The 24,763-nt window shown below is 71.2% G+C and carries 21 protein-coding genes; 12 read left to right on the forward strand and 9 right to left on the reverse strand.

The window, feature by feature from the left end; all coding sequences use genetic code 11:
* The first annotated feature begins 139 nt into the window (after positions 1–139).
* The 4 genes from ACFWQC_RS09095 to ACFWQC_RS09110 are packed head-to-tail and all read left to right on the forward strand — an operon-like array spanning position 140 to position 2,750.
* Complete coding sequence (locus ACFWQC_RS09095) at positions 140–472, forward strand: ArsR/SmtB family transcription factor (protein ID WP_378676118.1); 333 nt, start codon at positions 140–142, stop codon at positions 470–472.
* The gene (locus ACFWQC_RS09100; RefSeq protein ID WP_378676121.1) at positions 472–2,199 is read left to right on the forward strand and encodes a SulP family inorganic anion transporter; all 1,728 of its coding nucleotides are present in this window, start codon (positions 472–474) and stop codon (positions 2,197–2,199) included. The genes ACFWQC_RS09095 and ACFWQC_RS09100 overlap by 1 nt, the downstream gene beginning before the upstream one ends.
* A gap of 40 nt (positions 2,200–2,239) precedes the next feature.
* Positions 2,240–2,587, forward strand: coding sequence for a zinc ribbon domain-containing protein YjdM (locus ACFWQC_RS09105; RefSeq protein ID WP_378676124.1), 348 nt, complete (start codon positions 2,240–2,242; stop codon positions 2,585–2,587).
* Positions 2,588–2,600: 13 nt separating this feature from the next.
* Entirely contained in the window at positions 2,601–2,750 is a 150-nt protein-coding gene (locus ACFWQC_RS09110; RefSeq protein ID WP_378676127.1) for a hypothetical protein, read from the forward strand.
* A 70-nt stretch (positions 2,751–2,820) separates the two neighbouring features.
* Here ACFWQC_RS09110 and ACFWQC_RS09115 read toward each other — a convergent pair whose 3' ends face one another.
* From ACFWQC_RS09115 to ACFWQC_RS09145, 7 genes are all read right to left on the reverse strand, one after another.
* Positions 2,821–4,296 carry an AAA family ATPase gene (locus ACFWQC_RS09115; RefSeq protein ID WP_378676129.1) on the reverse strand — a complete coding sequence of 492 codons (1,476 nt, stop codon included), beginning with the start codon at positions 4,294–4,296 and terminating at the stop codon, positions 2,821–2,823.
* Between the two features lie 14 nt (positions 4,297–4,310).
* The gene (locus tag ACFWQC_RS09120; RefSeq protein WP_378676132.1) at positions 4,311–5,309 is read right to left on the reverse strand and encodes a zinc-dependent alcohol dehydrogenase family protein; all 999 of its coding nucleotides are present in this window, start codon (positions 5,307–5,309) and stop codon (positions 4,311–4,313) included.
* Complete coding sequence (locus ACFWQC_RS09125) at positions 5,309–8,059, reverse strand: GNAT family N-acetyltransferase (RefSeq protein ID WP_378676134.1); 2,751 nt, start codon at positions 8,057–8,059, stop codon at positions 5,309–5,311. Before ACFWQC_RS09125 ends, ACFWQC_RS09120 begins: the two co-directional genes overlap by 1 nt.
* Before the next feature lie 171 nt (positions 8,060–8,230).
* Entirely contained in the window at positions 8,231–9,394 is a 1,164-nt protein-coding gene (locus tag ACFWQC_RS09130) for an ABC transporter permease (protein ID WP_378676138.1), read from the reverse strand.
* Positions 9,391–10,566, reverse strand: coding sequence for an ABC transporter permease (locus ACFWQC_RS09135; protein ID WP_378676141.1), 1,176 nt, complete (start codon positions 10,564–10,566; stop codon positions 9,391–9,393). Before ACFWQC_RS09135 ends, ACFWQC_RS09130 begins: the two co-directional genes overlap by 4 nt.
* Before the next feature lie 2 nt (positions 10,567–10,568).
* Positions 10,569–11,555, reverse strand: coding sequence for an ATP-binding cassette domain-containing protein (locus ACFWQC_RS09140; RefSeq protein ID WP_378676143.1), 987 nt, complete (start codon positions 11,553–11,555; stop codon positions 10,569–10,571).
* Positions 11,552–12,436: a universal stress protein gene (locus ACFWQC_RS09145; protein WP_378676146.1), complete on the reverse strand. Its 885-nt coding sequence runs from the start codon at positions 12,434–12,436 to the stop codon at positions 11,552–11,554. Before ACFWQC_RS09145 ends, ACFWQC_RS09140 begins: the two co-directional genes overlap by 4 nt.
* Before the next feature lie 251 nt (positions 12,437–12,687).
* Between ACFWQC_RS09145 and ACFWQC_RS09150 the strand changes: the two genes are divergently transcribed.
* On the forward strand, positions 12,688–15,288 hold the full coding sequence (locus ACFWQC_RS09150; protein ID WP_378676149.1) for a cation-translocating P-type ATPase: 2,601 nt from the start codon (positions 12,688–12,690) through the stop codon (positions 15,286–15,288).
* Here ACFWQC_RS09150 and ACFWQC_RS09155 read toward each other — a convergent pair.
* Together ACFWQC_RS09155 and ACFWQC_RS09160 are read right to left on the reverse strand one after the other, a co-directional pair.
* Positions 15,281–17,743 (reverse strand): cation-translocating P-type ATPase, encoded by a 2,463-nt coding sequence (locus ACFWQC_RS09155; RefSeq protein WP_378676152.1) that lies wholly within the window; start codon positions 17,741–17,743, stop codon positions 15,281–15,283. The two genes, ACFWQC_RS09150 and ACFWQC_RS09155, sit on opposite strands and share 8 nt — an antisense overlap.
* Positions 17,744–17,754: 11 nt before the next feature.
* A complete protein-coding gene (locus ACFWQC_RS09160; protein WP_378676154.1) occupies positions 17,755–18,654 on the reverse strand; it encodes a carbamate kinase in 900 nt (299 codons plus the stop codon).
* A 242-nt stretch (positions 18,655–18,896) separates the two neighbouring features.
* On the opposite strand from ACFWQC_RS09160, the gene ACFWQC_RS09165 reads away from it, so the two are divergent.
* The 7 genes from ACFWQC_RS09165 to ACFWQC_RS09195 all read left to right on the forward strand — a co-directional run bounded on the left by ACFWQC_RS09165 (position 18,897) and on the right by ACFWQC_RS09195 (position 24,762).
* Entirely contained in the window at positions 18,897–19,493 is a 597-nt protein-coding gene (locus tag ACFWQC_RS09165) for an HPP family protein (RefSeq protein WP_378676157.1), read from the forward strand.
* 7 nt (positions 19,494–19,500) lie between these two features.
* Positions 19,501–19,713, forward strand: a complete 213-nt coding sequence (locus ACFWQC_RS09170; RefSeq protein ID WP_378676160.1) for a hypothetical protein — start codon at positions 19,501–19,503, stop codon at positions 19,711–19,713.
* A gap of 4 nt (positions 19,714–19,717) precedes the next feature.
* A complete protein-coding gene (locus ACFWQC_RS09175) occupies positions 19,718–20,626 on the forward strand; it encodes a universal stress protein (RefSeq protein WP_378676163.1) in 909 nt (302 codons plus the stop codon).
* A gap of 63 nt (positions 20,627–20,689) precedes the next feature.
* Positions 20,690–21,379: a FadR/GntR family transcriptional regulator gene (locus ACFWQC_RS09180; RefSeq protein ID WP_378676166.1), complete on the forward strand. Its 690-nt coding sequence runs from the start codon at positions 20,690–20,692 to the stop codon at positions 21,377–21,379.
* Entirely contained in the window at positions 21,376–22,137 is a 762-nt protein-coding gene (locus tag ACFWQC_RS09185; RefSeq protein ID WP_378676168.1) for a creatininase family protein, read from the forward strand. The genes ACFWQC_RS09180 and ACFWQC_RS09185 overlap by 4 nt, the downstream gene beginning before the upstream one ends.
* Positions 22,138–22,240: 103 nt before the next feature.
* On the forward strand, positions 22,241–23,215 hold the full coding sequence (locus ACFWQC_RS09190; protein ID WP_378676171.1) for an alpha/beta hydrolase family esterase: 975 nt from the start codon (positions 22,241–22,243) through the stop codon (positions 23,213–23,215).
* A 5-nt stretch (positions 23,216–23,220) separates the two neighbouring features.
* Positions 23,221–24,762, forward strand: a complete 1,542-nt coding sequence (locus ACFWQC_RS09195; protein ID WP_378676174.1) for an AbgT family transporter — start codon at positions 23,221–23,223, stop codon at positions 24,760–24,762.
* Position 24,763: the final 1 nt, after the last annotated feature.

Here is a 24,763-nt window from a genome sequence, read left to right on the forward strand (position 1 = left end):
CTCAGGTGGCCACCGGGATCAGAGTGCTGAATGTCCCGGGCCGAAGGGCACTTGGTCGGCGATGCAGAAACCAAAACATGAAGATGTCTTCAAGTCGTGTATTATGGCGGTATTCCGGTTCCGACCCCAGGAGGGCTCGATGGGCGTCCCGCTCTACCAGGCCAAGGCCGAGTTCTTCCGCACCCTCGGCCACCCGGCCCGGATCCGGATCCTGGAGCTTCTCGCCGAGCGTGACCACGCCGTGCACGAGCTGCTCGAACGGATCGCGATCGAGCCCAGCAACCTGTCCCAGCAGCTCTCGGTGCTGCGGCGCACCTCGCTGGTCGTCTCCCAGCGCCGCGCCGGCGAGGTCGTGTACTCCATCAGCGTCCCGGAGGTCCGCGACCTCCTGCTGTCAGCCCGCAAGATCCTGGTCGGCCTAGCCGAGACGCGCAGCGCGTTCGAGGACGAGCTGATGATCACGCCCGAGTGATGTCATCCCTGATGGGCTCGGCCAGGGCCGGCGCGACACGGGCTTTCTCCCGTGTCGAGGCGCTGCGCCCGCGCCGCGAGGACTGGACCAAGGGGCGCGTCGGCCGCGACCTGCTGGCCGGTGTGATGGTCGCACTGGTCGCGCTTCCGCTCGCGCTCGGGTTCGGCGTCAGCTCCGGTGTAGGTGCGGGCGCGGGGATCGTGACCGCGATCGTCGCCGGCGCGGTCGCCGCCGTCTTCGGCGGCAGCCACCTGCAGGTCAGCGGGCCCACTGGTGCGATGACCGTGGTGCTGATCCCGATCGTCGCCGCCCATGGCACCGACGGAGTGCTCGTGGTCGGCCTCCTGGCGGGCGTGTTCCTGCTGGTCCTCTCCGTCACCGGTGCCGGCCGGGCGATCCGCTTCGTCCCGGTCTCGGTAGTGGAGGGATTCACTGCCGGGATCGCGATCATCATCGCTCTGCAGCAGCTCCCGGCGGTCCTCGGCGTCGAGGTGCACGCCGAGAAGATCCTCAGCCTCGCAGGAAGTGCCGCGGCCGCATGGGCGGCCGACCCCGGCTGGGCCGCACCCGCCGCGGGCCTCGGCGTCGCGTTGGGGATCCTCACGGTCGCCAGGTTGCGTCCCGGGCTGCCGGCCGCCCTGGTGTTGGTAGGCGCGGTCACCGCGGCCAACGCGTGGCTGGACGTCGGACTGTCCACCATCGGCCACATCCCGTCGGGCCTGCCCGCGCCACGGCTCCCGGACGTGCCATGGGGCGACCTGGACACGCTGATGCTCGCCGCCGTCGCGGTCACCGCGCTCGGCGCGCTCGAGAGCCTGCTCTCGGCAACCGTCGCGGACGCGATGAGCGTCGGGCAGCGCCATGACCCCGACCGTGAGCTCCTCGGCCAGGGGCTGGCCAACATCGCCAGTCCTCTGTTCGGCGGCATCCCGGCGACCGCGGCGATCGCACGTACCGCCGTCAACGTACGCGCCGGGGCCACCTCACGCCTGGCCGCGCTCGCTCATGCCGTCCTGCTGCTCGGTGTGGTCCTCCTCGCGGCCCGTTGGGTCGGGGAGATTCCGCTGGCCGCCCTGGCCGGCGTCCTGCTCGCCACCGCCGTACAGATGATCCGGGTCTCGAGCCTGGCCGCGTTGATCCGCTCCACGCGCGGCGATGCCGCGACCATGATCCTCACCGCCGCGGCGACCGTCGTCTTCGACCTCGTGCTGGCCGTCATCATCGGCTTGGTGGTCGCCGGGTTCTTCGCCCTGCAGCAGACCGCCCGGACCGCGCGGCTCGAGCAGACACCGTTGGACGAGCTCGACCATCGCGACGAGGAGCGCGACCTGCTGGACCACCACATCGTCGCCTACCGCATCGACGGGCCGCTGTTCTTCGCCGCAGCCCACGACTTCCTGCTCGAGCTCGCCGAGGTCAGTCGCGTGCGAGTGGTGATCCTGAGGATGTCGCACGTGACCCATATCGACGCCACCGGCGCGCACGTCCTGGCCGACACCATCGGGCGCCTCGAACGTCGCGGGATCACCGTCCTGCTCTCCGGGGTACACCCCGCCCACGCTCGGGTGCTCACCGAGCTCGGCGTCTACGAGCGGCTCGCTCACGAACGCCACCTCTTCGCGACCACCCCAGAAGCCATCACCCACGCCCGCCTTCACGCGGCCCGCGTCGACCACACCGCCGACGGGTCGGCCGTCGCCTCCCGGGGCAATGCTGCCGGCCCATGACCTGGCCAGACAATCGACCGACTTCCCAAGAGGACACCACATGACCGACACCCTGCCCCCATGCCCGGAATGCCACGCGACCTACACCTACGAGCAGGGCGCGCTCCTCGTCTGCCCCATGTGCGGCCACGAGTGGACCGCAGAGGACCAAGCCGCCGCAGCAGCAGCGAGCGCGATCACCGACGCGTTCGGCACTCCCCTCGCCGACGGCGACACCGTCACCGTCATCAAGGACCGGAAGGTCAAGGGATCCTCCCTGGTCGTCAAGGTCGGCACCAAGGTCAAGAACATCCGCCTCGCCGATGGCTTCGGCGGCCACGACATCGACTGCAAGATCGACGGCATCGGCCCGATGCAGCTCAAGTCCGAGTTCGTACGCAAGAGCTGAGCGAGCACGCCTCATGGCTTGGTTCCTCCGCGCTCAACAACTCGACAACGGCACCATCGAATGCCGACGTGGCCGAAATCTCCTCGACACCCACGACAACCTCGAAGCGGCCATCGCCCACCTGCTGGACATCGCCGGCGACCTCGACGATGCCGCGACCTGACCAACCTCCGAGCGGCCCACCGGCCCGGCTTCGGTCCGTCGTCCAGACAGGATGTCCCACCTCATCCACGTCAGCGGCCGGCGCTCGTCCCCGTCCGCGGATTCAGGATCGTGGTGATCGCGGTCTCCAGGCTCGCTGCGGCGGTGCCGCTGGTGTCGATCGTGACGGCTCCCGGCCATGCTGGCTCGGCTCGACTCATGTGGGCCGCGACCATCTCGTCGGCATCCGAGATGCTGTCGCGCGTGGCAACCCTGGCGACGGCCACCTCGGGGGCGACCGTGCAGCGCAGGACCGTGAGGTTGCTGTACGTCGTGTTCGCGACATACTCCACGAGAACCCGATGTGCCGGGTCCGTCCAGGACGCATCGAGCACGACGGACTCGCCGCGGGCAAGCAGCGCCGTCGCGCGGTCGAGCAGCTCGGCGTAGGTTCGCCTCGTCCACGCGGGGCTGTAGATGCCCTCCTGCCACCCAGCTGCGGCGTGAACCATCGGATCGATGCCGGCAAGCTCCTTCCGCAGCCGGTCGCTGCTGAGCACGACCATGTCGAGCCGGTCGGCAACAGCACCGGCCAAGGTGGACTTGCCCGTGCCCGGAGCTCCTCCGACAGCGATGAGCCTGACCTCTCCGCGGCGGAGGTGGTCGCGCGCGAGCTCGGCGAGGCGTACGGCATCGGCTGCTTCGTCGGCGACCCGCTGCCTCACCTGAGCCTGTTCGGTGCGCAGCGCGGTGACCTTGGCCCGCATGAACGCGCGGTAGGCGATGTAGTGATGTACGAGGGACTCGGGGAAGGTGTCCGCACTGAACTCGCGGTAGGCGGCCATCAGCTCGACCGCCGCCGGGGACGCCCCCAGCCGTTCGAGGTCCATCGCCAGGCATGCCATGTCGTCGAGCACGTCGAGGCGACGCAGGCGGTCGTCGAACTCGAGGCAGTCGAGGATGCGGGGTCCGTCGGGCAGGCAGAAGATGTCATCAGCGAGGAGGTCTCCGTGGCCGTCGACGACTCGTCCGGTGCGGATCCGCTCGCCGAACAGCTCCTCGCGGCCGTCCAGGTAGCGGCCGCTGAGCCGCTCGACCTCGTCGACGAGGGTCCCGTCGAGAAGCGTGTCCCGGAACCGGGTGACCTCCTCGAGGTTGTGCCGCCAGCGGGAGCGCAGCGCCGGCGTGCTGCCCTCGGCCGCGATCTCGGCGCCCCGATCGGCACGGGCGTGGAAGGCGGCCATGACCCGTGCGATCCGGCGCACCTCCTCGGAGACATCCTGCCCTTGCCGGGCCAGGGTCGCGAGGCGCCTGTCGTCGGGCATGCGCCGCATCACGACTGCGGGCTCGGTGGAGCCGTCTTCAAGGGGCAGGTCGGTCAGACCGACGTACACGTCCGGCGCCAGCCGGCGGTTGAGCTCGAGCTCCCGACCGCAGACCTGGCGGCGAACCGCCGGCTCACGGAAGTCCAGAAACCCGAGGTCGACAGGCTTCTTCAGCTTGTACGCGGTCTCCCCCACGAGCACCACCAGGCCCGAATGTGTCTCGCGCAGGTCTCCATACGCCATGGCGCGGCCTCGCTTCATCTGGTCATGTCGAGGACCGCGACGCCCCGCACCCGGTCCTCGGTGAGATCGGCGAGCGCCCGGTCGGCCTCGCTCATGGCGTACGGCGTGACCTCGGCGTGGATGCCCAGCCGGCCGGCGAGCCTGAACAGCTCGGCTCCGTCGGCCCGCGTGTTGGAGGTGACGCTGGTGAGCGTGCGCTCCCGGAAGAGATGCCGCTGATAGTCGAGCGGTGGGATGTCGGAGAGGTGGATGCCTGCGACGGCGCAGGTTCCGGAGGCTCCGAGATCGTTGAGGGCGTCGCGTACGACCTCACCGGCGGGCGCGAACACGATCGCCGAGTCGAGGGGCGGGACGGCTCGGCCTGGCTCGACCGCAGAGGCCGCACCGAGGTCGAGCGCGAGCCGGCGCGCCTGCTCGCCGCGCGTGACGACGTGCACCTCCGCGCCCTGGCGGATCGCGATCTGCGCGGTCAGGTGGGCGCTCGCGCCGAACCCGTACAGACCCAGGCGACCTCCTGGCGGGAGCGCGGCGCGCCGCAGTGCGCGGTATCCGATGATCCCCGCGCACAGCAGCGGTGCCGCCTGGAGCGGTCCCAGCGAGTCCGGGATCCGGTAGGTGTATGCGGCGGGTGCGACGGCGTACTCGGCGTAGCCACCGTCGGCGTCCCACCCTGTGTAACGAGACCTCTCACAGAGGTTCTCGGCGCCACTTCGACACCATCGGCAGCGCCCGCAGGTCGAGCGCAACCACGGCACACCGACCCGCATGCCGACACGGGGACCGTCGACCTCATGATCGAAGCCGGCCAGCACCCGGCCCACGATCTCGTGCCCCGGCACGACGGGACTCCGGCGGGCGGGAAGATCGCCGTCGACGACATGGAGATCCGTCCGGCACACGCCGCACGCCTCCACTCCGATGAGGACGTCGCCCGAAGCCGGTTCGGGCACCGCGAGCTCGGCGTACGACAGGCGCCCGTCACCAGTCGTACGCCACCCCCGCATCGTCGCCATCACGAGCCCTCCGCCGACCCCGCGGGCGGGCGCAGGTTCCTGAGGCCGGGGTCGGGTGCCAGCGGCAGCGGACGCAACCGCACCTTCGCGTCGACGACCGAGACTCCGCGCTCGTGCACGATCACCGGGTTGAGGTCGATCTCAGCCACCTCCGAAACGTCGTCCGCGAGACGGCCGAGGCTGACCAGGAGGCGCTCGACGGCGGCCGCGTCCAACCGAGGCGCGCCGCGGTAGCCGGAGAGCAGCGGCGCGGTGCGGAGCTCGGCGAGCGCTGCGGCGGCATCGGCGCGGCTGAGCGGCGTGAGTCTGAAGCTGCGGTCGCCGATCAGCTCGGTGTGGGTGCCGCCGTAGCCGACCATGACCAGCGGTCCGAAGACCTCGTCCTGGGTGACGCCGGCGATCAGCTCGACCCCGTCGGCGACCTGGCGCTGGACGAGCAGACCGGGGTGCTCGGTCGGGGTGCGGAGCAGCTCCCGCGCAGCGGAGCCCACCTCGTCGGCACCGTTCAGACCGACCCGCACGCCGCCCACATCGGTGCGGTGCACGATGTCGGGATCGGCGATCTTGACCGCTACCGGACACCCCAGCCAATCAGCGGCCTCGACGGCCGCGTCCACATCGTCGGCGAGCACGCTCGGCACGAGCTCGATCCCGTACGCACCGAGCAGCTGCCGCACGTCGGGCTCCGCCAGCCGGCCTCCCTCCGGAGCCGCCGCAGACGTCCTGGTGATCACGTCACGAGCCGCCGCCCGGCTGCCGGAGGCCGCCTCGGCGACGGCTTGGCGCGGCTCGGCCCGCCACGTCGCGTAGGTGGCGATCGGGCCGAGCGCACGCGCTGCGTCCTCGGGGAACGCGAAGACGGGCACATGGTGGCTCCCGGCACTGATCGGACGGCTCGGACCCCGCTGGTCGAGCACGACGGCCACGGTGGTGACCGGCGCGCTGACGTCCCCCGGTTCACGGCGCAACGCGGTGCGCAGCGCACGCGCGAAGGATGCGTACGAGAGCGCGGGCAACGCCGTGCGCAGCACGATCAGCATGTCGACCTCACCGCTGCGGGCGATCGTCGAGACCACCTCCGAGTAGGCCTCCCCAGCGACCCCCGACCCCAGGTCGACCGGCATCTGCACCGACGACGCATCAGGCACCGTCTCGCGGATCCTGGCCATCGTCTCGGCACTCAGCGTCGTCAGCTGCAGGCCGGCGCGCTCGCAGGCGTCGGCGGCCAGGATGGCCGGACCACCGGCGTTGCTGACGATACCGACCCGGCGGCCGCCGGGCAGGGGCTGGTTGGCCAGCACGCTGGTGGTCTGCAGCAGCTGCTCGAGGCCGTCCACGCCGATCACACCGCACTGCCGGAAGAGTGCTTCCACCCCGGACGTGGAGGTCACCGCCGCCGCGGTGTGGCCGACGGCCGCCCGGCGACCGTTCCGGCTGCTACCGCCCACCAGGGCGACGATCGGCTTGCGTACGGCCAGCCGTCTCGCGACCCGAGAGAACTTGCGTGGGTTGCCGAACGACTCCAGGTAGAGCGCGACCACGTCAGTCGCGTCGTCCTCGGCGGCGTACATGAGCAGGTCGTTGGCGCTGACGTCGGCCTTGTTCCCCGAAGAGATGAACGCCGACAGTCCGACACCGAGCTCGTGGGCCCGCTGCAGCGCGGCGATGCCCACCGCACCGGACTGGGCCATCATCGCCACGCGTCCATGGGCGACGCTCGTCGGCGAGAAGGTGGCGTCCAGGCGCACGTCGGGGTCGGTGTTGGCGATGCCGAGACAGTTGGGGCCGACCAGCCGCATGCCCGCTCCGCGGGCCACCGAGAGGACCTCGTCCTGGAGCCGTCGCCCCTCCGGGCCGTCTTCGGCGAAGCCGCTGGCAAGGATCACCAGGTTCCGTACGCCACTGCGGGCACACTCCCGTACGACCTCCAGCACCTCGGCTGCCGGCACCGCGACGATCGCCAGATCCACCGGTCCCACCTCGCGTATCGACGAGCGACAGCTGAGCCCGAGCAGGTAGTCACTGTGCAGGTTGACCGGGTGGATGGTGCCGGTGAACCCGGCACGCAGCAGGTTGCGCACGACCTGGTGGCCGGCGTGGTCCACACGCCTGCTCGCCCCGATCACGGCCACGGAGCGCGGCCGCAGCAACGCGCGCAGCGAATCGGCGTCGGCCCGTTGCTCGCGGGAGCTCATGGCCTCCAGCACCCGATCGGTGAGCCGCACCGGGAAGCGCAGCTCGACGGTCTCCTCATGGGGGATCGAGGTGATCTCGAACCCGGAGTGCTGGATGACGTCGAACGCGGCGGCATTGTCAGCCATCACGTACGCGACGAAGTCGGTCACGCCGGAGCCGGCCGCCGCGACGGCGAGATGCTCGAGCAGCAGGGTGGCCACGCCGTGTTGGGCGTATCCCTCGGCAACGACCAGGGCCAGCTCGGCCTCCCCGTCGCGTGCCGTCTTCATGGCGGTCGCCAGCCCGACGACGTGACCGTCGACGGTCGCCAGCTTCGCGAACGCGTCATCGCTGGTGAGCAGTGGCAAGAGGTCATCCACGAAGTGCTCACCGACATGGTGGCCGACGTGGAAGAACCGCTCACGGCGATCGCGGTCGGAGAGCGCATCGTGCAGCCGGACCAACCGGTCTCGGTCCCCCGCCACCGCATCCCGCACGCGGGCGATCGTGCCGTCGCGCAGCAGCACATCCTCCCAGGCCGGTCCCTGCACACCCAGCTCGATCCGAGCGGTCATCGTGCTACCTCCTGCTGTCGGTCTCCGCACCGCGCCAGGTGACGCGTCGTGCCATCAACACCAGCGAACCGCCCCCGGCCCGTGCACCGTGAGAGAAGGGAGTCCGAAGGCTCGGGCCGTACGTCCTCCAGGTACGAGGACGTTCGGCGGGCCGTGACCAGCCCGATGTCCTCACCCGGCGAGGATCCGCCGGCGAAGCGCCCACGAGCCGAGGACGAAGAGGCCTGCCGCGAACGCGGCCAGCACCCCGAGCTGGGGCAGGACGTCGAGCACCGTGCCGTCATGGCGTACCAGGGCGGCGAAGCCGTCGGCGGCCCAGGCGTGCGGCGTCAGGTGGGCGACGGTGAGCATCGTGGGCGAGAAGAACTCCAGCGGCATCATCGAGCCGCCCAGGGCGGAGATGCCCAGCCCGGCCAGGAGGCCGACCGCGGTCGACTGCTGGACGTTCGTGGCGACGGCTCCCAGCACCATCCCGGCTCCGCCGGCGACCGTCGCGAAAGCCAGCATCAGCAAGGCCGCGGCGGCCGGGTCGCCCCAGGAGACACCGAACAGCAGCGCGGCGCCGAGCATGATGACCAGGCCTTGGACGACCGCGATCGCCACGCGTCCGAGAGCCTCCCCGGCCACGATGGTGGCGGCCCGGGTCGGCGTGGCGAACATCCGGCGGGCCACGCCGAGCCGCCGGGTCTCGATCAGCGACGCCGCCGACGTCATGGACGTGACGAAGATGAACAGCAGCAGCTGGCTGCTCGCGCCCAGATCGAAGCGGCCCAGATCCTCGGGGAACGGTGCGGACCCGACCGTGGTGGTCGAGACGGCGACGTCGGCGACCTGGTCCGCGACCTCGTCTCCACGGACGAGGTTCGGCCCGAACCCGCCACCGAGCTCGCCCTGCAGGGTTCTGGCCACCCGGAGCCGGCCTGCCTCGTCGTCGATGACCGCACGGACGATCATGCCGGTCTGCTGGGCGCTCCGGTCGGACCTGGAGAGGTATTGCAGCGTGGTGTCCTGTCCGTTCGCGAGCCGAGTGTCGTACGTCTTCGGGATCACCACCGCCGCCTCGAGAGCACCCTCCTCGACCGCCGCGACGGCCTCGGCGCGCGTGTCGAAGTGGCGTACGTCGATGCCGTCGGCGTCCTCGAGGGCGGCCACCAGATCGCCCGAGAGCGCGCCGGTCGCCGGTTGCACCACCCCGAGCCGAGGCTCGGACCCGCCGCCGAACGCCAGGCCGAGCACCGCGATCATCAGCAACGGGAAGAGCACGAAGAAGAAGGCGTTGGTGCGGTCCCGCATGAAGCGGTGCAGGTTGGTCCACGCGATGGTGACCGCGCTCATGGCGCCACCACGCGATCGGTCCGCAGCAGCGCGATCCCGATGGTGACCGCGGCCATGCCCAGCAGCACCGCCACCGAGGGGAGCGCCTGGACGGCTCCGCCACCGCCCGCGAGGTCACCCAGACCGCCCAGGAACCACGCGTGCGGCGTCACCAGGCTGAGGTCGGCCATCATGCCGCCGGCCTGCCGCACCGGGAAGAACGCGCCGCCGAGCAGGCCAAGCGTCACCGCGACGACGGCCTGCCAGGCCCCCGCCTGCTCAGAGGTTCGCGCCAGCGAGGCGATCACCGACGTGATGCCGGTCCCGGCCAGCACCCCGGCGACGATCAGGAGCGCCACACCGAGCGGGTCGCCCCAGTCCGCGCCGAGCATCACCGAGCTGGCCACCATCAGGACCGTGAGGCTGACGATGCCGAGGACCAGGCTGGTGATCAGCTTCCCGACCAGGATCGCCCATCGCCGTACCGGTGCCGCGAGCAGTCGCGCCAGAGTGCCCTCGGCGCGCTCGTCGACCAGCGAGGAGACGCCGAACTGCACGGTGAACAGCAGGAAGAAGACCGCCATCGCGGCCGCGAAGTACGTCTTCGTGTCGAGCACCCGTGTGGTGGCCGAGACGTCCTCGATCGCCACCGGCGTGACGCCATGGACGGTCTCCTGCGCGACCCGCTCGATCTCGGCGGGCGTCAGGCCGGGCCGAGACGCCTGGACCGCGGCAACGCTCACCCGAGCCGCGTCTAGGCCCCGGACGTAGGACCGGGCGACGGAGCGCGCCACCACAGTCCCGGTCGGGGAGTCGGCGCTGCCGACCACCCGCAGCTCGGCGGGACGCGGACTCGCGACGTCCGCGGCGAACCCCGACGGCAGCATGAATGCCGCGTCCAGGTCGCCGTCACGGACTCCGGCCCGCGCCTGCTCCTCATCGAGCTTGCTCACCTCGGCGACACCCTGGTCGTGCAACGCGCCGAGGACCTCGTCGGTGAAGGTCCGCGACACGGCGGTGTGGTCTTGGTCGACGACGGCGTACTCGAAGGCCCGCGGCGTGGAAGCGGGCCCGAACAGCAGGCTGAAGATGGCGGCCAGCGCGAAGGGCACCACGATCGCGAGCAGGAAGGCGGACCGGTCCCGGGCACGCTGTCGCAGGTCCTTGGCCGCGATCAGCAGACTGGCATGCATCGTCAGTCCCGCAGCTTCTTGCCGGTGAGGCGGAGGAAGACGGTCTCCAGATCCGGCTCCTCCACAGTGACCGAGCGCACCGTGCCATGGACGGCGGCCACCTCGATGACCTGCGGGAGCGCCGACTCGGCGTCCTGCACGAGCACGTCGACCGCGTCGCCGGTTCCCGACACCCGACTGGCGAGCGGGAGGTCACGCAGAGCCTCGACCACATGCGTCAGGTCACCCTCGAAGGTGAGCCGGATGTGCTCGGAGTCGCCGAGCTGCGCGGTCAGCTCCCTGGGCGTTCCTTCGGCGACCAGCCGGCCGACGTCCATGATCGCGACCCGGTCGCAGAGTCGCTCGGCCTCCTCCATGTAGTGGGTCGTGTAGAGCACCCCCATACCCTCCGTGCTGAGCCGCTCGACACTCGCGAGGATCGCGTTGCGGCTCTGCGGGTCGACGCCCACGGTGGGTTCGTCGAGCACCAGGAGGCGGGGCCGGTGGATCAGGCCGACCGCGATGTTGAGCCGGCGTTTCATACCGCCGGAGTACTTCTGGACGCGATCGCCCGCGCGATCGGTCAGGCCGACGATGTCGAGGACCTCCTCGACGCGGCGGCGTGCTTCGCGACGACCGATCCGATACAGGGAGGCGAAGAAGAGCAGATTCTCCCGACCGGTCAGGTCGGGGTAGAGGGCGACGTCCTGGGGGACGTAGCCAATGGCCGCCTTCGCCGCGAGCGCACCCGGATGCATCTCGATGCCGTCGACCAGCATCGAGCCGGAGTCGGCCTCCAGCACGCCCGAGACCATCGAGATCATGGTCGTCTTGCCTGCCCCGTTGGGGCCGAGCAGACCGTACGTCTCACCGCTGCAGATGCGGAACGAGATCCCGTCCACCGCTGTGACCGGCCCGAAGGACCGGTGCAGATCGGTGCACCGCAGCACATCGGGTGTCGTCGGCGGTGCGTTCTCGACCGCGTGCAGCGGCGAGGTCTCTACGTTCATGGCGCCTCGGGCGCGGGCGGCACCACCTCGACGGGGCAGCTGGACTCCCGGAGCAGTGCGTGTCCGGTACCGCCCAGACGCCGCAGCGGGAACGCATGCCCACGTCGGCCGATGACCAGCAGATCGGCCCCCTTCGACTCGTCGGCGACGACCTGGGCGGGCTGCCCCTGGCGGACCTGGATCCAGGCCTCGGTCCCGACCGCGTGGGCCGCCAGCTGGCGCCCCCGGTCCAGGGTCTGCATCAGACGGTGACGAGCATCCGCCTCCCAGGCGGCCTGGTCGTGTGCCAGGGTCGTGTCGTAGAAGACGGCCGGCAGCTCCCACGCGTGCACGAGAACCAGCTCGCCACCACGATCGGACGCCTCGCCCAACGCGTGGGCGACGAGCTCGGCAGAAGCATCCAGCTCCGCGACGGCGACGACGACCCGTTGAGTTTCCTGGCCGGGAGACCACTCGGTCGGAACGACCACGACGGGCACCGGCGCCCGGGAGGCGACCCGGCCGGTCACCGAGCCGGTCACGAGGCGGGACAGACCGTGACGACGCTCGTCGCCGAGCACCACCATCCGGGCGTCGGCGGCCGCGTGAACGAGCTCGGCGACAACACCACCGTCTCGGAGCGTCGTCGTCACGTGGTCGGCACCGACGAGCTCGGCGGCCAGCTTCTCCGCCCGGTCCAGAATGGTCTCGCCGGCCTCACGCACCTGTTCCGCCAGTCCCGCGTAGCCGTACGGGTAGAAGACACCCGTCGCTACCGCGAGGTCGACCACGTGGACGAGCCACAGGTCGGCGCCATCTCGTCGCGCCGCGGCGTAGCGGATCGCCGCTCGGCCGCCCTCTCCCCCGTCGACGGCGACCAGGATCCGGTCGTTCTCGGACATGTGCCCTCCTTGCGAGCACGGCACGCGCGTCCGGCTCCCGAGTCTCCAATCTCGTCGGGGACGCCGACGTGCGTCAGGGCCTTCGGGCCGCGCGCGGAGGACCTAGGTCCGCGACACCTGCCGTCCGGCACCGCTCGCCCAGGACAGATGGCTCTCTGCCGGAGGACCTATGGACCTGCTGCGCCCCACAGCCGTCGGCGAGAGTCGTGCGCGGAGGGGCCACGAACGTGAGCCCGCGAAGGAGGAGCCCGTTGACCTCGGAGCAGACCGAGCACGACCTCTCCACCGACACGCAGATCGGGCTGACCTCCGACGCCGCCGCGGTGCTGCTCGCACGGGTCGGGCCCAACGAGCTCCCACGACCTCCGCGACGCCCGTGGTGGCGGCTGCTGATCTCCCAGGTCACGCACTTCTTCGCGGTACTGCTGTGGGTGGCCGCCGCACTCGCTCTGCTGGCCGGCATGCCGACCCTGGCTGTCGCGATAGCCGTCATCGTCGTGCTCAACGGCCTGTTCGCGTACGCCCAGGAGCACCGCGCCGACCAGGCGGCCCAGAAGCTCGGCACCCTGATGCCGGTCAACACCCGAGTCGTCCGAGACGGCCGGCTGCAGGAGGTTCCGGCGCCCGACGTGGTCCCGGGGGATGTCGTCCTGCTCGAGGCCGGCGACCGGGTGCCCGCCGACGGCACCCTCATCCTCAGCGAGGAGGTCACCGCCGACGAGTCGATGCTCACCGGCGAGAGCGTGCCCGTGCGGAAGCCTGCAGGCGCGGTCGTCCGCGCCGCCACGTTCCTGGTCCAGGGCAGCGGACGGGTCCTGGTCACGACCACCGGCGGCCAGACCGAGGTCGCCTCGGTCGCCGGGCTCATCTCCAGCGCACATCGGCCCCCGAGCCCGCTGAGCCTCGAGCTCGACCGGCTGGTCAGGTTCATCGCCGTCGTCGCGCTGACGGTGGGAGTCGTCCTCGGAGTGATCTCCCTGCTGCTCGGCGGGACCGCCACAGGCGCCCTGCTGTTCGCCGTCGGCGTCAGCGTCGCGCTCGTCCCCGAGGGGCTGTTGCCGACGGTGACCCTGTCGCTCGCCCGCGGCGCGCAGCGGATGGCGGAGAGCAACGCCCTGGTCCGACACCTGGAGGCGGTCGAGACGCTCGGGTCCACCACGTTCATCTGCACCGACAAGACCGGCACGCTCACGCGCAACGAGATGACGGTGACGGAGGTCTGGACGCCGCACGGCCGGGTCGTTCCGCGGGGCGACGGCTACGAGCCCACCGGCACCGTCTCGGGCGAACCGGCGGCCGTCCGCACGGCCGCCGAGGCCGCGGTCGCGGCACGAGCCTGCGTCACCGGGCGCGCCATCCTCGAGGACGGGATCTGGCAGCCGTCGGGCGACCCGATGGAGGTCGCCCTCGACGTGCTCGCCGCCCGCTTCGACATCGAGGTCACGGACCCCACGATCAGGATCCCGTTCGTCACCGAGCGGCGATTCAGCGCCGCCGTGGTCGGTGAGCAGAGCTACTTCCTCGGCGCCCCGGAGAGGATCCTGCCCGCGTGCGCGGAGCCAGGCGCGGCGGCCACGTCGGTCCTCGATGCCTACGCCGACCAGGGACGCCGCGTGGTCGCCGTCGCCCGGGCCGCCACTCGCCTGCCACAGCCCACCACGGCCGAGGAGCTCGCCGCGCTGCTGGACGAGCCGATGGAGCTGCTCGCCCTGCTGGCCATCGAGGATCCTCCACGTGAGGGCGTACGCGAGGCGCTGGAATCCTGCCGCACCGCGGGCATCCGGGTGGCCATGATGACCGGTGACAACGCACGCACCGCTGCCGCCATCGCCACCGAGGTCGGGCTCCTGCGGCCGGGCGGTGTCGTCGTCGAGGGGGATAGCCTGCCGACGGAAGACGCCGCGCTGGCGAACCTCCTCGACGATCCTCTGGGCGCTGTCGTCGCCCGCGTCACCCCGGCCGACAAGCTCAGGATCGCGAACGCGCTGCGTCTGCACGGCCACGTGGTCGCGATGACCGGTGACGGGGTCAACGATGCCGCGGCGCTGCGTGGTGCGGACGTCGGCGTGGCGATGGGCCTCGGCGGCAGCGACGTGGCCCGTGACGCGGCAGACCTGGTGCTGCTCGACGACCACTTCGCCACCATCGTCAAGGCGATCGAGCTGGGTCGGGCGACCTACGCCAACATCCGCCGCTTCCTGACCTTCCATCTGACCGACAACGTGGCCGAGCTCGCGCCGTTCGCCGTCTGGGCGCTCTCGGGTGGCTCGGTGCCGGCTGCCCTCAGCGTGCTCCAGATCCTCGCTCTGGACATCGGCACCGACATGCTGCCGGCTCTCGCGCTCGGGGCGGAGCCGCCCAGCAAACGCACCATGGAAGGGCCTCGGGGGCGGGAGCGGGTGGCCAGCGGCTCGGTGCTGCGTCGGGCGTTCCTGGTGCTCGGGCCGATCGAGGCGGTCGCCGCCGTGGCGGCCTTCGTCTGGGTCCTGACGGGCGGAGGCTGGGAGCTGGGCGAGACGCCGGGCGCTGCCTTGCTCGCGCGAGGCTCGGGGACGGCGTTCGCGGTGATCGCCGTCGCCCAGGTCGCCAACGCGTTCGCGTGCCGCAGCGAGTCCCGGGCCGCGTGGCGCGTCGACCCGCGGCGCAACCCGCTGGTGCTGGTCGCCGTCGCGGTGGAGGTGGTCCTGCTCGCGGCCTTCCTGGGTCTGCCGTGGCTCTCCGACCTGCTCGGGGGCAGCTGGCCGAGCGGCGCAGGATGGGTGTGGGCGCTCGTGACCGGCATCGCTCTGCTGCTCGGCGACGGGCTGCACAAGGCTCGGCGCGCCGCCCGCCGCCGTTCGAGGGCTACCTGACCCGGCGATGCCGGCGGAGGTGCCCGAGCAGCCGTCCGGCAGCGATGGCGAGCCCCGGCAGGCACGCCATCGCGAGCAGGACCAGCTGGGCCCGCGGCTCGAGGACCTCGGTCCCCAGCAGGCCCCGGAGAGGGGCGAACCACAGCGCTGCCATCTGCAGCAGCAGCGCGATGGCCACGGCGAGCTCGATGCCCCGTCCTGCCAGACTCCAGCGGCGCCGGGGCGCACGGAGGGCCAGGGCCAGGCCCAGCTGGGCCGCGCCGAGGGTGAGGAACACGGCGGACTGCACATGCCATCCCTGGTTCTGAGCCAACAGGCCGGCCGCGAGGCTGACGGCGGCGATGAGAACCCCGGAGGCGACGATCTGGCGGACCAGGCCGCCGCCCAGGACCGACCGCTCCGGCGACGGTGAGGGATGCCGCATGTCCCGCTGATCGAGCGGCTCACCGCCGAACGCGACACCGGGTACGCCGTGGGTCAGCATGTTGATCCACAGGATCTGTCCGGCGCCCAGCGGGAAGGGGATCCCGAGGAACGGGCCGAGCAGGAGGACGAGAACCTCCGCCAGCCCACCTGAGAGGCCGTAGCGCAGGAACGTGCGGATGTTGGCGTACACGCGCCGGCCCTCGCCGACGGCCGTCACGAGCGTACGGAGGTTGTCGTCGGCCAGCACGACGTCCGCCGCCTGCCGGGCCACCTCAGTGCCGCGCTTCCCCATCGCGACACCGATGTCCGCACGACGCAACGCAGGACCGTCGTTGACCCCGTCGCCGGTCATCGCCACGATGTGTCCGCGTGCCTTCAGCGCCTCGATGATGTCGACCTTCTGCTCCGGCCGGGTCCGGGCATAGACGTGGACCCGGTCCGCCGCCTCGACATGCTCGCCGCGATCCACTGCCGCACCGTCCATCACCTCCCCGTCGGCCCCCGCCTCCAGGATGCCGACGTCGCTGGCGATGGCGCCCGCGGTCGCGGGATGGTCGCCGGTGATCAGGACGGTCCGGATCCCCGCGTCCCGGCAGTCGGCCACCACGGCAGCCGCGTCCGCACGGGGCGGGTCGGCGATGCCGATGAGGCCGACGAGCACCAGAGACTCCGGCCGCTCCTGCGGTGGACACCATGACCGTTGTGCCACGGCCAGCACTCGGAATCCCGATCCGGCCAGTTCCTCGGCGACCGTTGCACCCAGGCTCCGCTCGGCGTCCTCCGGAAGCATGCTCAGCACCACCTCCGGAGCACCCTTGACCACCTCCAGCGTGGTGCCGTCCGTGGCCCGGTCCACCGTCACCATATGGCGGCTCTGGCTCTCGAAGGGCACCTCGTCGACGCGGGTCCACCGATCGCGCAGCTCCACCGCCTCGATCCCCTTGTTCGCGGCGGCCAGCAGCAGGGCAGCCTCCATCGGCTCGCCGATCAAGGTCCGGTCGGTCTCGGATCCGGTCAGCCGGGCGTCGTTGCACAGCACCACGTCCCTGAGCAGGGTCGACTCGGCGACGCCGTCGGGTGCCCAGATCCGCTGTACGCTCATGCGGCCCTCGGTGAGGGTGCCGGTCTTGTCCGAGGCGAGCACCGTCACCGACCCGAGCGTCTCGACGGCAGGCAACCAGCGCACGATCGCTGACTGCTTCGCCATCCGGTGGGCGCCCAATGCCAGCGCGACGGAGACCACCGCGGGCAGTGACTCGGGGATGGCCGCGACCGCGAGGCTGACCGCGAGGATCAGCGAGTCTCCGAAAGCGACTCCGCGGAGAACGGACAGCAGCAGGACGAGGAACGAGATGGCGGCGGTGGCCACCACCAGCTGCCGCGAGAGCCGCCGCAGGCGGGCCTGGAGCGGTGTCTGCTCGGTTCTCGTGGTGGCGATCAGCGCCGCGATCCGGCCGAGCCCGCTCTCGGCGCCCGTCCGCACCACGACACCCCAGCCCCGCCCCTTGGTGATCACGGTCCCGGAGAGCAGCTCTTCACCGACCGTACGTCCGACAGGAACGGACTCGCCCGTCATCGATGACTCATCGACCTCGAGCCCCACCGCCTCATCTGCCGTCAGGTCGGCCGGGACGACGTCGCCCGCCTCGAGGCGGACGACGTCGCCGCGCACCAGGCCGATCGCCTCGATGTCGCTCACCCGGCCGTCCCGGAGCACGTGGGCGCGCGGGGCCGCCATCCGGCCCAGCGCCGCCATGGCCTGCTCGGCCCGCCGTTCCTGCACGACCCCGATGGCGGTGTTGACCAGCACCACGATCGCGATGATGCTCGCGTCCGGCACATCCCCCAGCGCGAGCACGACGACGAACGCGGCGCCGAGCAGCAGGATCATCGGGTCCCGCAGCTGCGCGAGCACCCGGGCGGCCAGGGTGGCGGGCGGAGCCGCCGGCACCGCGTTGGGGCCGTCGTCCGTCAGCCGGCGCAACGCCTCCGCGTCGGTCAGCCCGCCGGACTCCAACAGTGAGCTCATCGACGCCGTCCTCATCTCCGCACCTGGGTGCCCGACGTGCCGGCGAGCACGCCGTTGATCTCTTCGAGAGAGCCGATCGCCGAACGTCGGCCGGTACGTCGGGTGAAGGCCGAGACGGCCTCCACCTTCGGACCCATCGATCCAGCCGGGAACCACATCGAGGACAGCTCGGCGACGCTCACCTCCCGCAGCACCTTCTCGGCGGGGCCGCCGAAGTCCCGGATGACGCCCTCCACGTCGGTGATGACGAGCAGCAGGTCGGCACCGAGCCTCTCCGCGGCGAGCGCAGCCGCCCGATCCTTGTCGACCACCGCGTCGACGCTCTCGTATCGCCCGTCTCGATCCACGACCGGCACTCCCCCTCCTCCGGCGAGCACGACGGTCACGCCCGCGTCGAGGAGCCGCTCGGCCACGGGGAGCTCCACGATCTCACAGGGAAGCGGGGAGGCTACGACGCGTCGCCAGCCACCGCGGTCGGCCCGGACGGTCCAGCCGTATCTGCTCGCGAAGCGACGCGCCGACAGCTCGTCGTAGAGCTGACCGATGAACTTGGTCGGCACCTCGAACGCCCCGTCCTCCGGATCCACGACGGTCTGGCTGACGAGCGTCACCACCTCGCCGGCCATCTCGGCGAGAAGAGCCTGCTGGAGCCAGAGCCCGATGAGGCCCTGGGACTCCGCGACGAGGTCGGCCAGCGGATAGGGCTCCGAGAGACTGGGGTCCGAACCGCTCTCGAGCGCCAGCAGACCGACCTGGGGGCCGTTGCCATGGACCACGACCACCTGGTGCTCGCGGGCGATGTCCGCCAGCGCGGCTGCCGCCGCGGCCACGTGCCGGCGTTGGGGTGCCGCGTCCGGCCGCTCGCCGCGCCGCAGCAAGGCGTTGCCACCGATGGCGACGACGATCCTCACCTCGGCCCCTCCCTTCGGCCGGTGTGCAGACAGCTCCCCGGGTCGAGAAGCGACATCGTGCTCTCCTGGGTCGGAGGATCGTGGACGGTTCCAGCACACTCCGATCGCCGTCTCCGCAGGAGTGCCGAAGGTCTCCCCGGCTCGGGACCTTGCGCTCATGTCCGATCTCTCCGGCCGGACGAGGCTGGCCCCATGAAAGACCAGCACTCGCAGCGGGGATGACCATGCTTGTTCGAGAGATCATGACCCAATCACCGGTCACGGCACGGAGAGAGACTCCCGCCAAGGAGGCGCTCGCCCTGCTCCGCGACCACCACATCACGGCCCTGCCGGTGGTGACTTCCGCCGGCCGGGTCTGTGGCGTCGTCGCCGAGATCGACCTGATCCGCGACCGCGTCCTCCAGGACCCCCGCGCGCACGTGCTCCCGCCTACGCCGGTGACCGAGCGGCCCGCAGCGTACGTCGAGGATGTGATGAATCCGGTGACGATCGCCGTGCGCGCGAGCGCCGAGGTCGCCGTGGCGGTCGACATCATGGCCGACCGGTCGTTGAAGAGCCTCCCGGTCCTCGATGACGACGACGTTCTCGTCGGAGTCATCAGCCGCAGCGACGTGGCCAGCGCACTGGCCCGCGACGACGACACGATGATCCAGGACCTGACAGCGCTCGTCAACGAGCTCGGTCACCCCGACTGGGTCGTCGACGTCGCCGACGGACGTGCTGTGATCTTCGGGCCGGTGACGCCGAAGGAGCGCGCCCTGGCCGAGTCCGCCGCAGCGACCGTCCCGGGAGTCACCCGGATACGTACTGACACGCAACAACCACACCCCGAGGAGTGATCGCGCCATGAAACGCATCCTGATCCCAGCAGCAGCGGCAGCATTCGCCACCGTCGCTCTCGTCGTCCCCGCATCGGCAGCAGCCGGTGACGGGCAGGAGTTCGGACACCACGTCGTCCACTGCTCTCAGGCCGTGGGCTTCGAGGGCTCACACAACCCGGGCATGCACCAGGGTTTCCAGGGCTTCACCGCCGATCACATGTGCCTGATGGCGGGCTGACCAGATGCCCACCGACACCGCTCCCATCGTCGTCGGCATCCTCGATCCGGAGGCCGAGACGGCACTTCTGGAGTACGCCGGACGGCTGGCCGCGACCAGCGGCCACCCGTTGCGCCTGGTGCACGTCTTCCAGGCGAACGTCCTGTTCGGAGATCCCATCCTCGGGCTCCCCGGCGCGATGCAGCCCCAGTCGATGATCATCGACGATGCCGGGGTGGGGCGGCTGGCCGAACAGATTCTCGCAGAGGCCACCGCGATCGCCCGAGACGTCGTCGCCGGGGCTGTCGAGGTCTCCTCCGAGCTGTTGCGCGGCCACGCGGCCCACGTCCTGATCGAGGAGTCGGAAGAGGCATATCGAGTCGTGATCCAGCGCCGCGGGTTCTCTCGCATCCACCGGGTCTTCACAGGCTCGGTCTCCTCCCGCGTCGCGGCGCACTCCCACTGTCCGGTCACCGTGGTCCCCGAAGGCTGGTCCGCCGAGGGCCGGACCGGAGTCGTCGTCGGCGTCAGCGACGACAAGTCCGACGCACACGTGCTGGGTCACGCTCTCGAGGAGGCGACCCGGCTCGGCGACCCGGTCACCCTGCTCCACGGACTCGACCTCCCTGCCCTCCACGGGGATCTGGTCGACCACACCACCACCCGCGATTGGACGGCGCGTGGCGAGCGCTACCTGGCAGACCTCGTCAAGAAGGCCCGCGACCAGGTCCCGGAGCATCCCCACACGCCGCTCGGGACCCGCGTCTTCGCGGAAGCCCCTGCCGACGCCTTGGTGGCCGCGAGCGAGCAAGCCCGTCTCGTCGTCGTGGGACGAGCCTCGCATCTCAACGCGTTCCCACACCTGGGCGGAGTGACCCGCGCACTGCTCCGCGAGGCCGCCTGCCCGGTCGAGGTCCTCCCGCTGCCGAGCTGACGGGACCGCGCGGCACGAGGTTCTGCTTGACGCACAATTCAATAAGTGATTTAGTCACTTATTGTGACCAGCAACACATCATCGCTCTCTGAACGCATCGCCGACGGCATCGTCGCCATGATCGAGGCCGCGGGCTTGGAGCCGGGCGACGCCCTGGCCTCCTCGCGCGAGCTCGCAAAACGGTTCGAGGTGACCACACCGACGATCCGGGAGGCGCTGCGCCGCCTGGAGGCGACCGACGTGATCCGCTTCCGGCACGGGTCGGGCACCTACGTGAGCGGCGGGGTGAACCGGCGGCTGCTGGTCAACCCGCATGTCTCGGAGTCGCGCAGCGAGTCGGTCCTCGAGCTCCTCGACGCCCGGATCGTGCTCGAGCCGCCGGTCGCGGCGGCCGCGGCCTCCGCGCGCACCGACGACGACCTGGCCGCACTGACGCTCTCGGCCGACAACTCGCTCAAGCCGCAGTTCGCCGACGAGCGCCCCGAGCTGCACTTCCACGTCGCGCTCGCCGGCGCCTCGGGCAACCTGCTGCTGCGCGAGACCGTCGAGGCGCTGCTGCAGGTGAGGGCCCGCGACCAGATCGAGATCCGGCACCGCTACACCGACCGCGATCGCGACCACGCCGACCACCTCCGGATCGTCGAGGCCGTACGCGACGGCGACCCCGACGCCGCGGCGGCCCTGACCCGCGAGCACCTGCTCGCGATCCGCGAGGCGATCGCCTCCACTCTCGGCCCGGAGCAGGCCCGATGACCGCGATGCTCGCCGAGATGACCACCCTCGAGGCCGCGAGAGCCGCCGAGAGCGGGACGGTCGTGGTGATCCCCGTCGGCGCGTTCGAGCAGCACGGCGCCGGGCTCCCGCTGGCCACGGACCAGATCCGCGCCGAGGCGCTCGCCGACGCAGTTGCCGAGGCCCTGCCCGGCAAGGTCGTCATCGGCCCGGGCGTACCGGTCGGCGTCTCACCCCACCATCAGGCCTTCGCCGGCACGGTGAGCCTGCGCCCGGCGCTGTTCGCCGCCGTCGTCCGTGAGTACGTCGAGTCCCTGGCCGCCCACGGCTGGCACCGGTTCCTCGTGGTGACCGGGCACGGCGGCAACAACGCCACCCTCGGCACCCTGACCCAGGAGCTGCTGCGCGACCGGCCCGACCTGGAGCTCGCCTGGGCTCCGGTGACCGCGCTGGCCAAGGACAGCGTGGCCAGCATGGAGCTGAGCGAGATCTCCGGGCACAGCGGCGAGGCCGAGACCGCCCAGATGCTTCACGTCGCTCCCCATCTCGTACGCCAGGACCTGCTCGCCCCAGGCACCACCTCGCCCGACCAGCTCGACCCCTTCGCCCGGCTGGCCCGCTCGGTCAACCACCCCGCCGTGGCCCTCCCCTACGACCGTCTCTCCCCCAGCGGCGTGCTCGGCGACCCGCGTCGCGCCACTGCCGAGGGCGGCCGCGCCATCTTCGCCGAGGCCACCGACCGCATCGTCGCCTTCATCAAGGAGTGGCTCGACACCTAGGCCACCCGCCCCTCCAGCTCGGGACCCGACCGGGACGCACACCGCGTCGCCGGGCGATCCAGCACACCCCAAAACGCATCGACCTGCCCCGAAGGAGCACCCCATGTCCCCACGACGATCCCGCCTCCTGGCCCCGGCCGTCGCGGTCGCGGCGGTGGCCGCGCTGTCCCTGGTACCGACCGCCACCTCCGCCCTGACCCGCGCCTCCGACCACGACCGACCGGCCGGAAAGAGCACGCCCTGCGCCAAACCCACGGACCAAGAGCCCGACAGCAGCCAGAAGTACGAGCTGACCAGCGGCGATATCGAGCGCAGCTACGTACTCCGCCTGCCCGAGGGCTACGACCGGCGCGCAGACTGGCCGCTGATCGTCGCCTACCACGGCCGCGGCAGCACCGGCGTCGAGGTCGAGGGCTTCTCCGAGCTCTCCGACCTGCCTGCCGTGGTCGCCTATCCCGACGGTGCGATCGGCACCGGGTCGGGCTATCGCAAGGCCTGGCAGGGCGCGCCGTACGAGGCACCCGGCGTCGACGACGTCGCCTTCACCAGCGACCTGCTCACCGCCATCGAGGCCGACCACTGCATCGACACGAGCCGCGTCTATGCCACCGGGAAGTCCAACGGCGCCGGCCTGGCCGCCCTGCTCGCCTGCCAGCTGCCGGACACGTTCGCCGCCGTCGCCCCGGTCGCACCCGCCCTCTACCCGGGCACCCGGACCGGCTGCGCCGAGGCACCGCCCACGCCGATCCTGGAGGTCCACGGCGTCGCCGACGCGACCATCCCTTACGCGGGCGACGCCGACCGCGACCTGCCCGCGATCCCGGATTGGGTCCAGGGCTGGGCCGACCACAACGGCTGCACCGCCTCGACCACGCGCACCAACCGCGACGTCGAGACCACCCGGTGGACCGGCTGCGACCAGGGTGCCGAGGTCCAGCACGTCGCCGTCGACGGCGGCGGCCACGTCTGGCCGGGCGGCGACATCTACTCGGGTGGCGGCCACGTCACCCACACCATCGAGTCCGCGACGGTGATCTGGGACTTCTTCTCCCGCCACCGCCTCACCAGCGAAGGGTGACTCCCATGACCAGCACCACCACACCCACCGGCAGCGACAGGCTGCCATGGATCATCCGCGCCATGGGCGTGATCGAGCGCGTCGGCAACGCCCTGCCGCACCCGTTCTGGCTCTTCTGGATCCTCGCCGCGATCCTCGCCGTGATCAGCGCTATCTGCGCCGCCGCCGGCGTCTCGGTCATCTCCCCCAGCGACGGGGAGGAGGTCGTCGTACAGAGCCTGCTCAGCGGCGAGGGCCTGGCGATGGCGGTCTCCACGATGGTCTCCAACTTCGCCGAGTTCCCGCCGATGGCGACCATCGTCGTGGTCATCATGGGCGTCGCCGTCGCCGAGCGCACCGGGTTCCTCACCGCCGCGATGAAGACCGGCATCTCCCGGGTGCCCGTCGGCTGGGTGGTCTTCGCCGTCGCGTTCACCGGAACCGTCGCCCACGTGGCCTCGGCCGCCGCGTACATCATCCTGGTCCCGCTCGGCGGCCTCGCCTTCCGGGCCGTGGGGCGCTCCCCGATCCTCGGGATCGTGGTCGCCTACACCGCGATCGCCAGCGGGTACGACGCCAGCCCGATCCCCACTCCCAACGACGCGATCTTCGCCGGCATCACCACCGCCGCGGCCCAGATCGTCGACGAGAGCGCGTACGTCTCCCCCGTCAGCAACTGGTTCTTCAACATCGCCTCCTCGGTGCTGCTGGCCGCGGTGATCACCCTGATGACCAAGTTCGTTCTCTCCAAGCGGCCCGACCTCGACGCCGACGAGGACGCCGACGACGGCGACTTCGGCTCCCTCGAGCTCGACGGCCGTGAGCGCCGCGCGCTGCGCTGGGCCCTGCTGAGCCTTCTGGTCGCGATCATGGTCGTCGCCGCCGTCGTGATCCCGCCGTCCTCGCCCCTGCGCGGCGAGGACGGGTCGCTGACCGAGTCGCCGTTCCTCACCGGCATCGCCGCGATCGTCGCGGTGCTCTTCGGCCTCGCCGGCACCGTGTACGGCACGCTGTCCGGTTCCATCACCAAGGCCGGCGACGTGCCGGCGCTGATGGGCCAGGGGATCAAGCAGATGGCGCCGGTGCTGGTGCTGTTCTTCGCGATCGCCCAGTTCCTGGCGTACTTCGAGTGGTCCCACCTCGGCGACGTGCTCGCGGTCAACTCCGCCGAGGCCCTGGAGACCAGCAACATCCCGGTGTGGGTGGTCTTCCTGCTCGTCCTGGCGCTGCTCAGCATCGTCAACATCATGGTCACCAGCGGCTCCGCGATGTGGTCCATCGCCGCGCCGGTCCTGGTGCCGATGCTGATGCTGCTCTCGGTGCCGCCGGAGACCACCCAGGCGCTCTTCCGGATCGCCGACTCCGGCTCCACCGCGATCACCCCGATGAGCCCGTACTTCGTGATGGCCCTCGGCTTCCTGCAGCGCTACCGCAAGGACGCCGGCATCGGCACCCTCGCCTCGTACACCCTGCCGCTGGCCGTCGCGATGAGCCTGGCCTGGACCGCCCTGTTCTTCCTGTGGTGGGCCCTCGGCATCCCGCTCGGCCCGAGTGCGCCGGTCCGCTGAC

Origin of the sequence: Nocardioides sp. NPDC058538 (assembly GCF_042719275.1) — a bacterium.
GTDB lineage: Bacteria > Actinomycetota > Actinomycetes > Propionibacteriales > Nocardioidaceae > Nocardioides.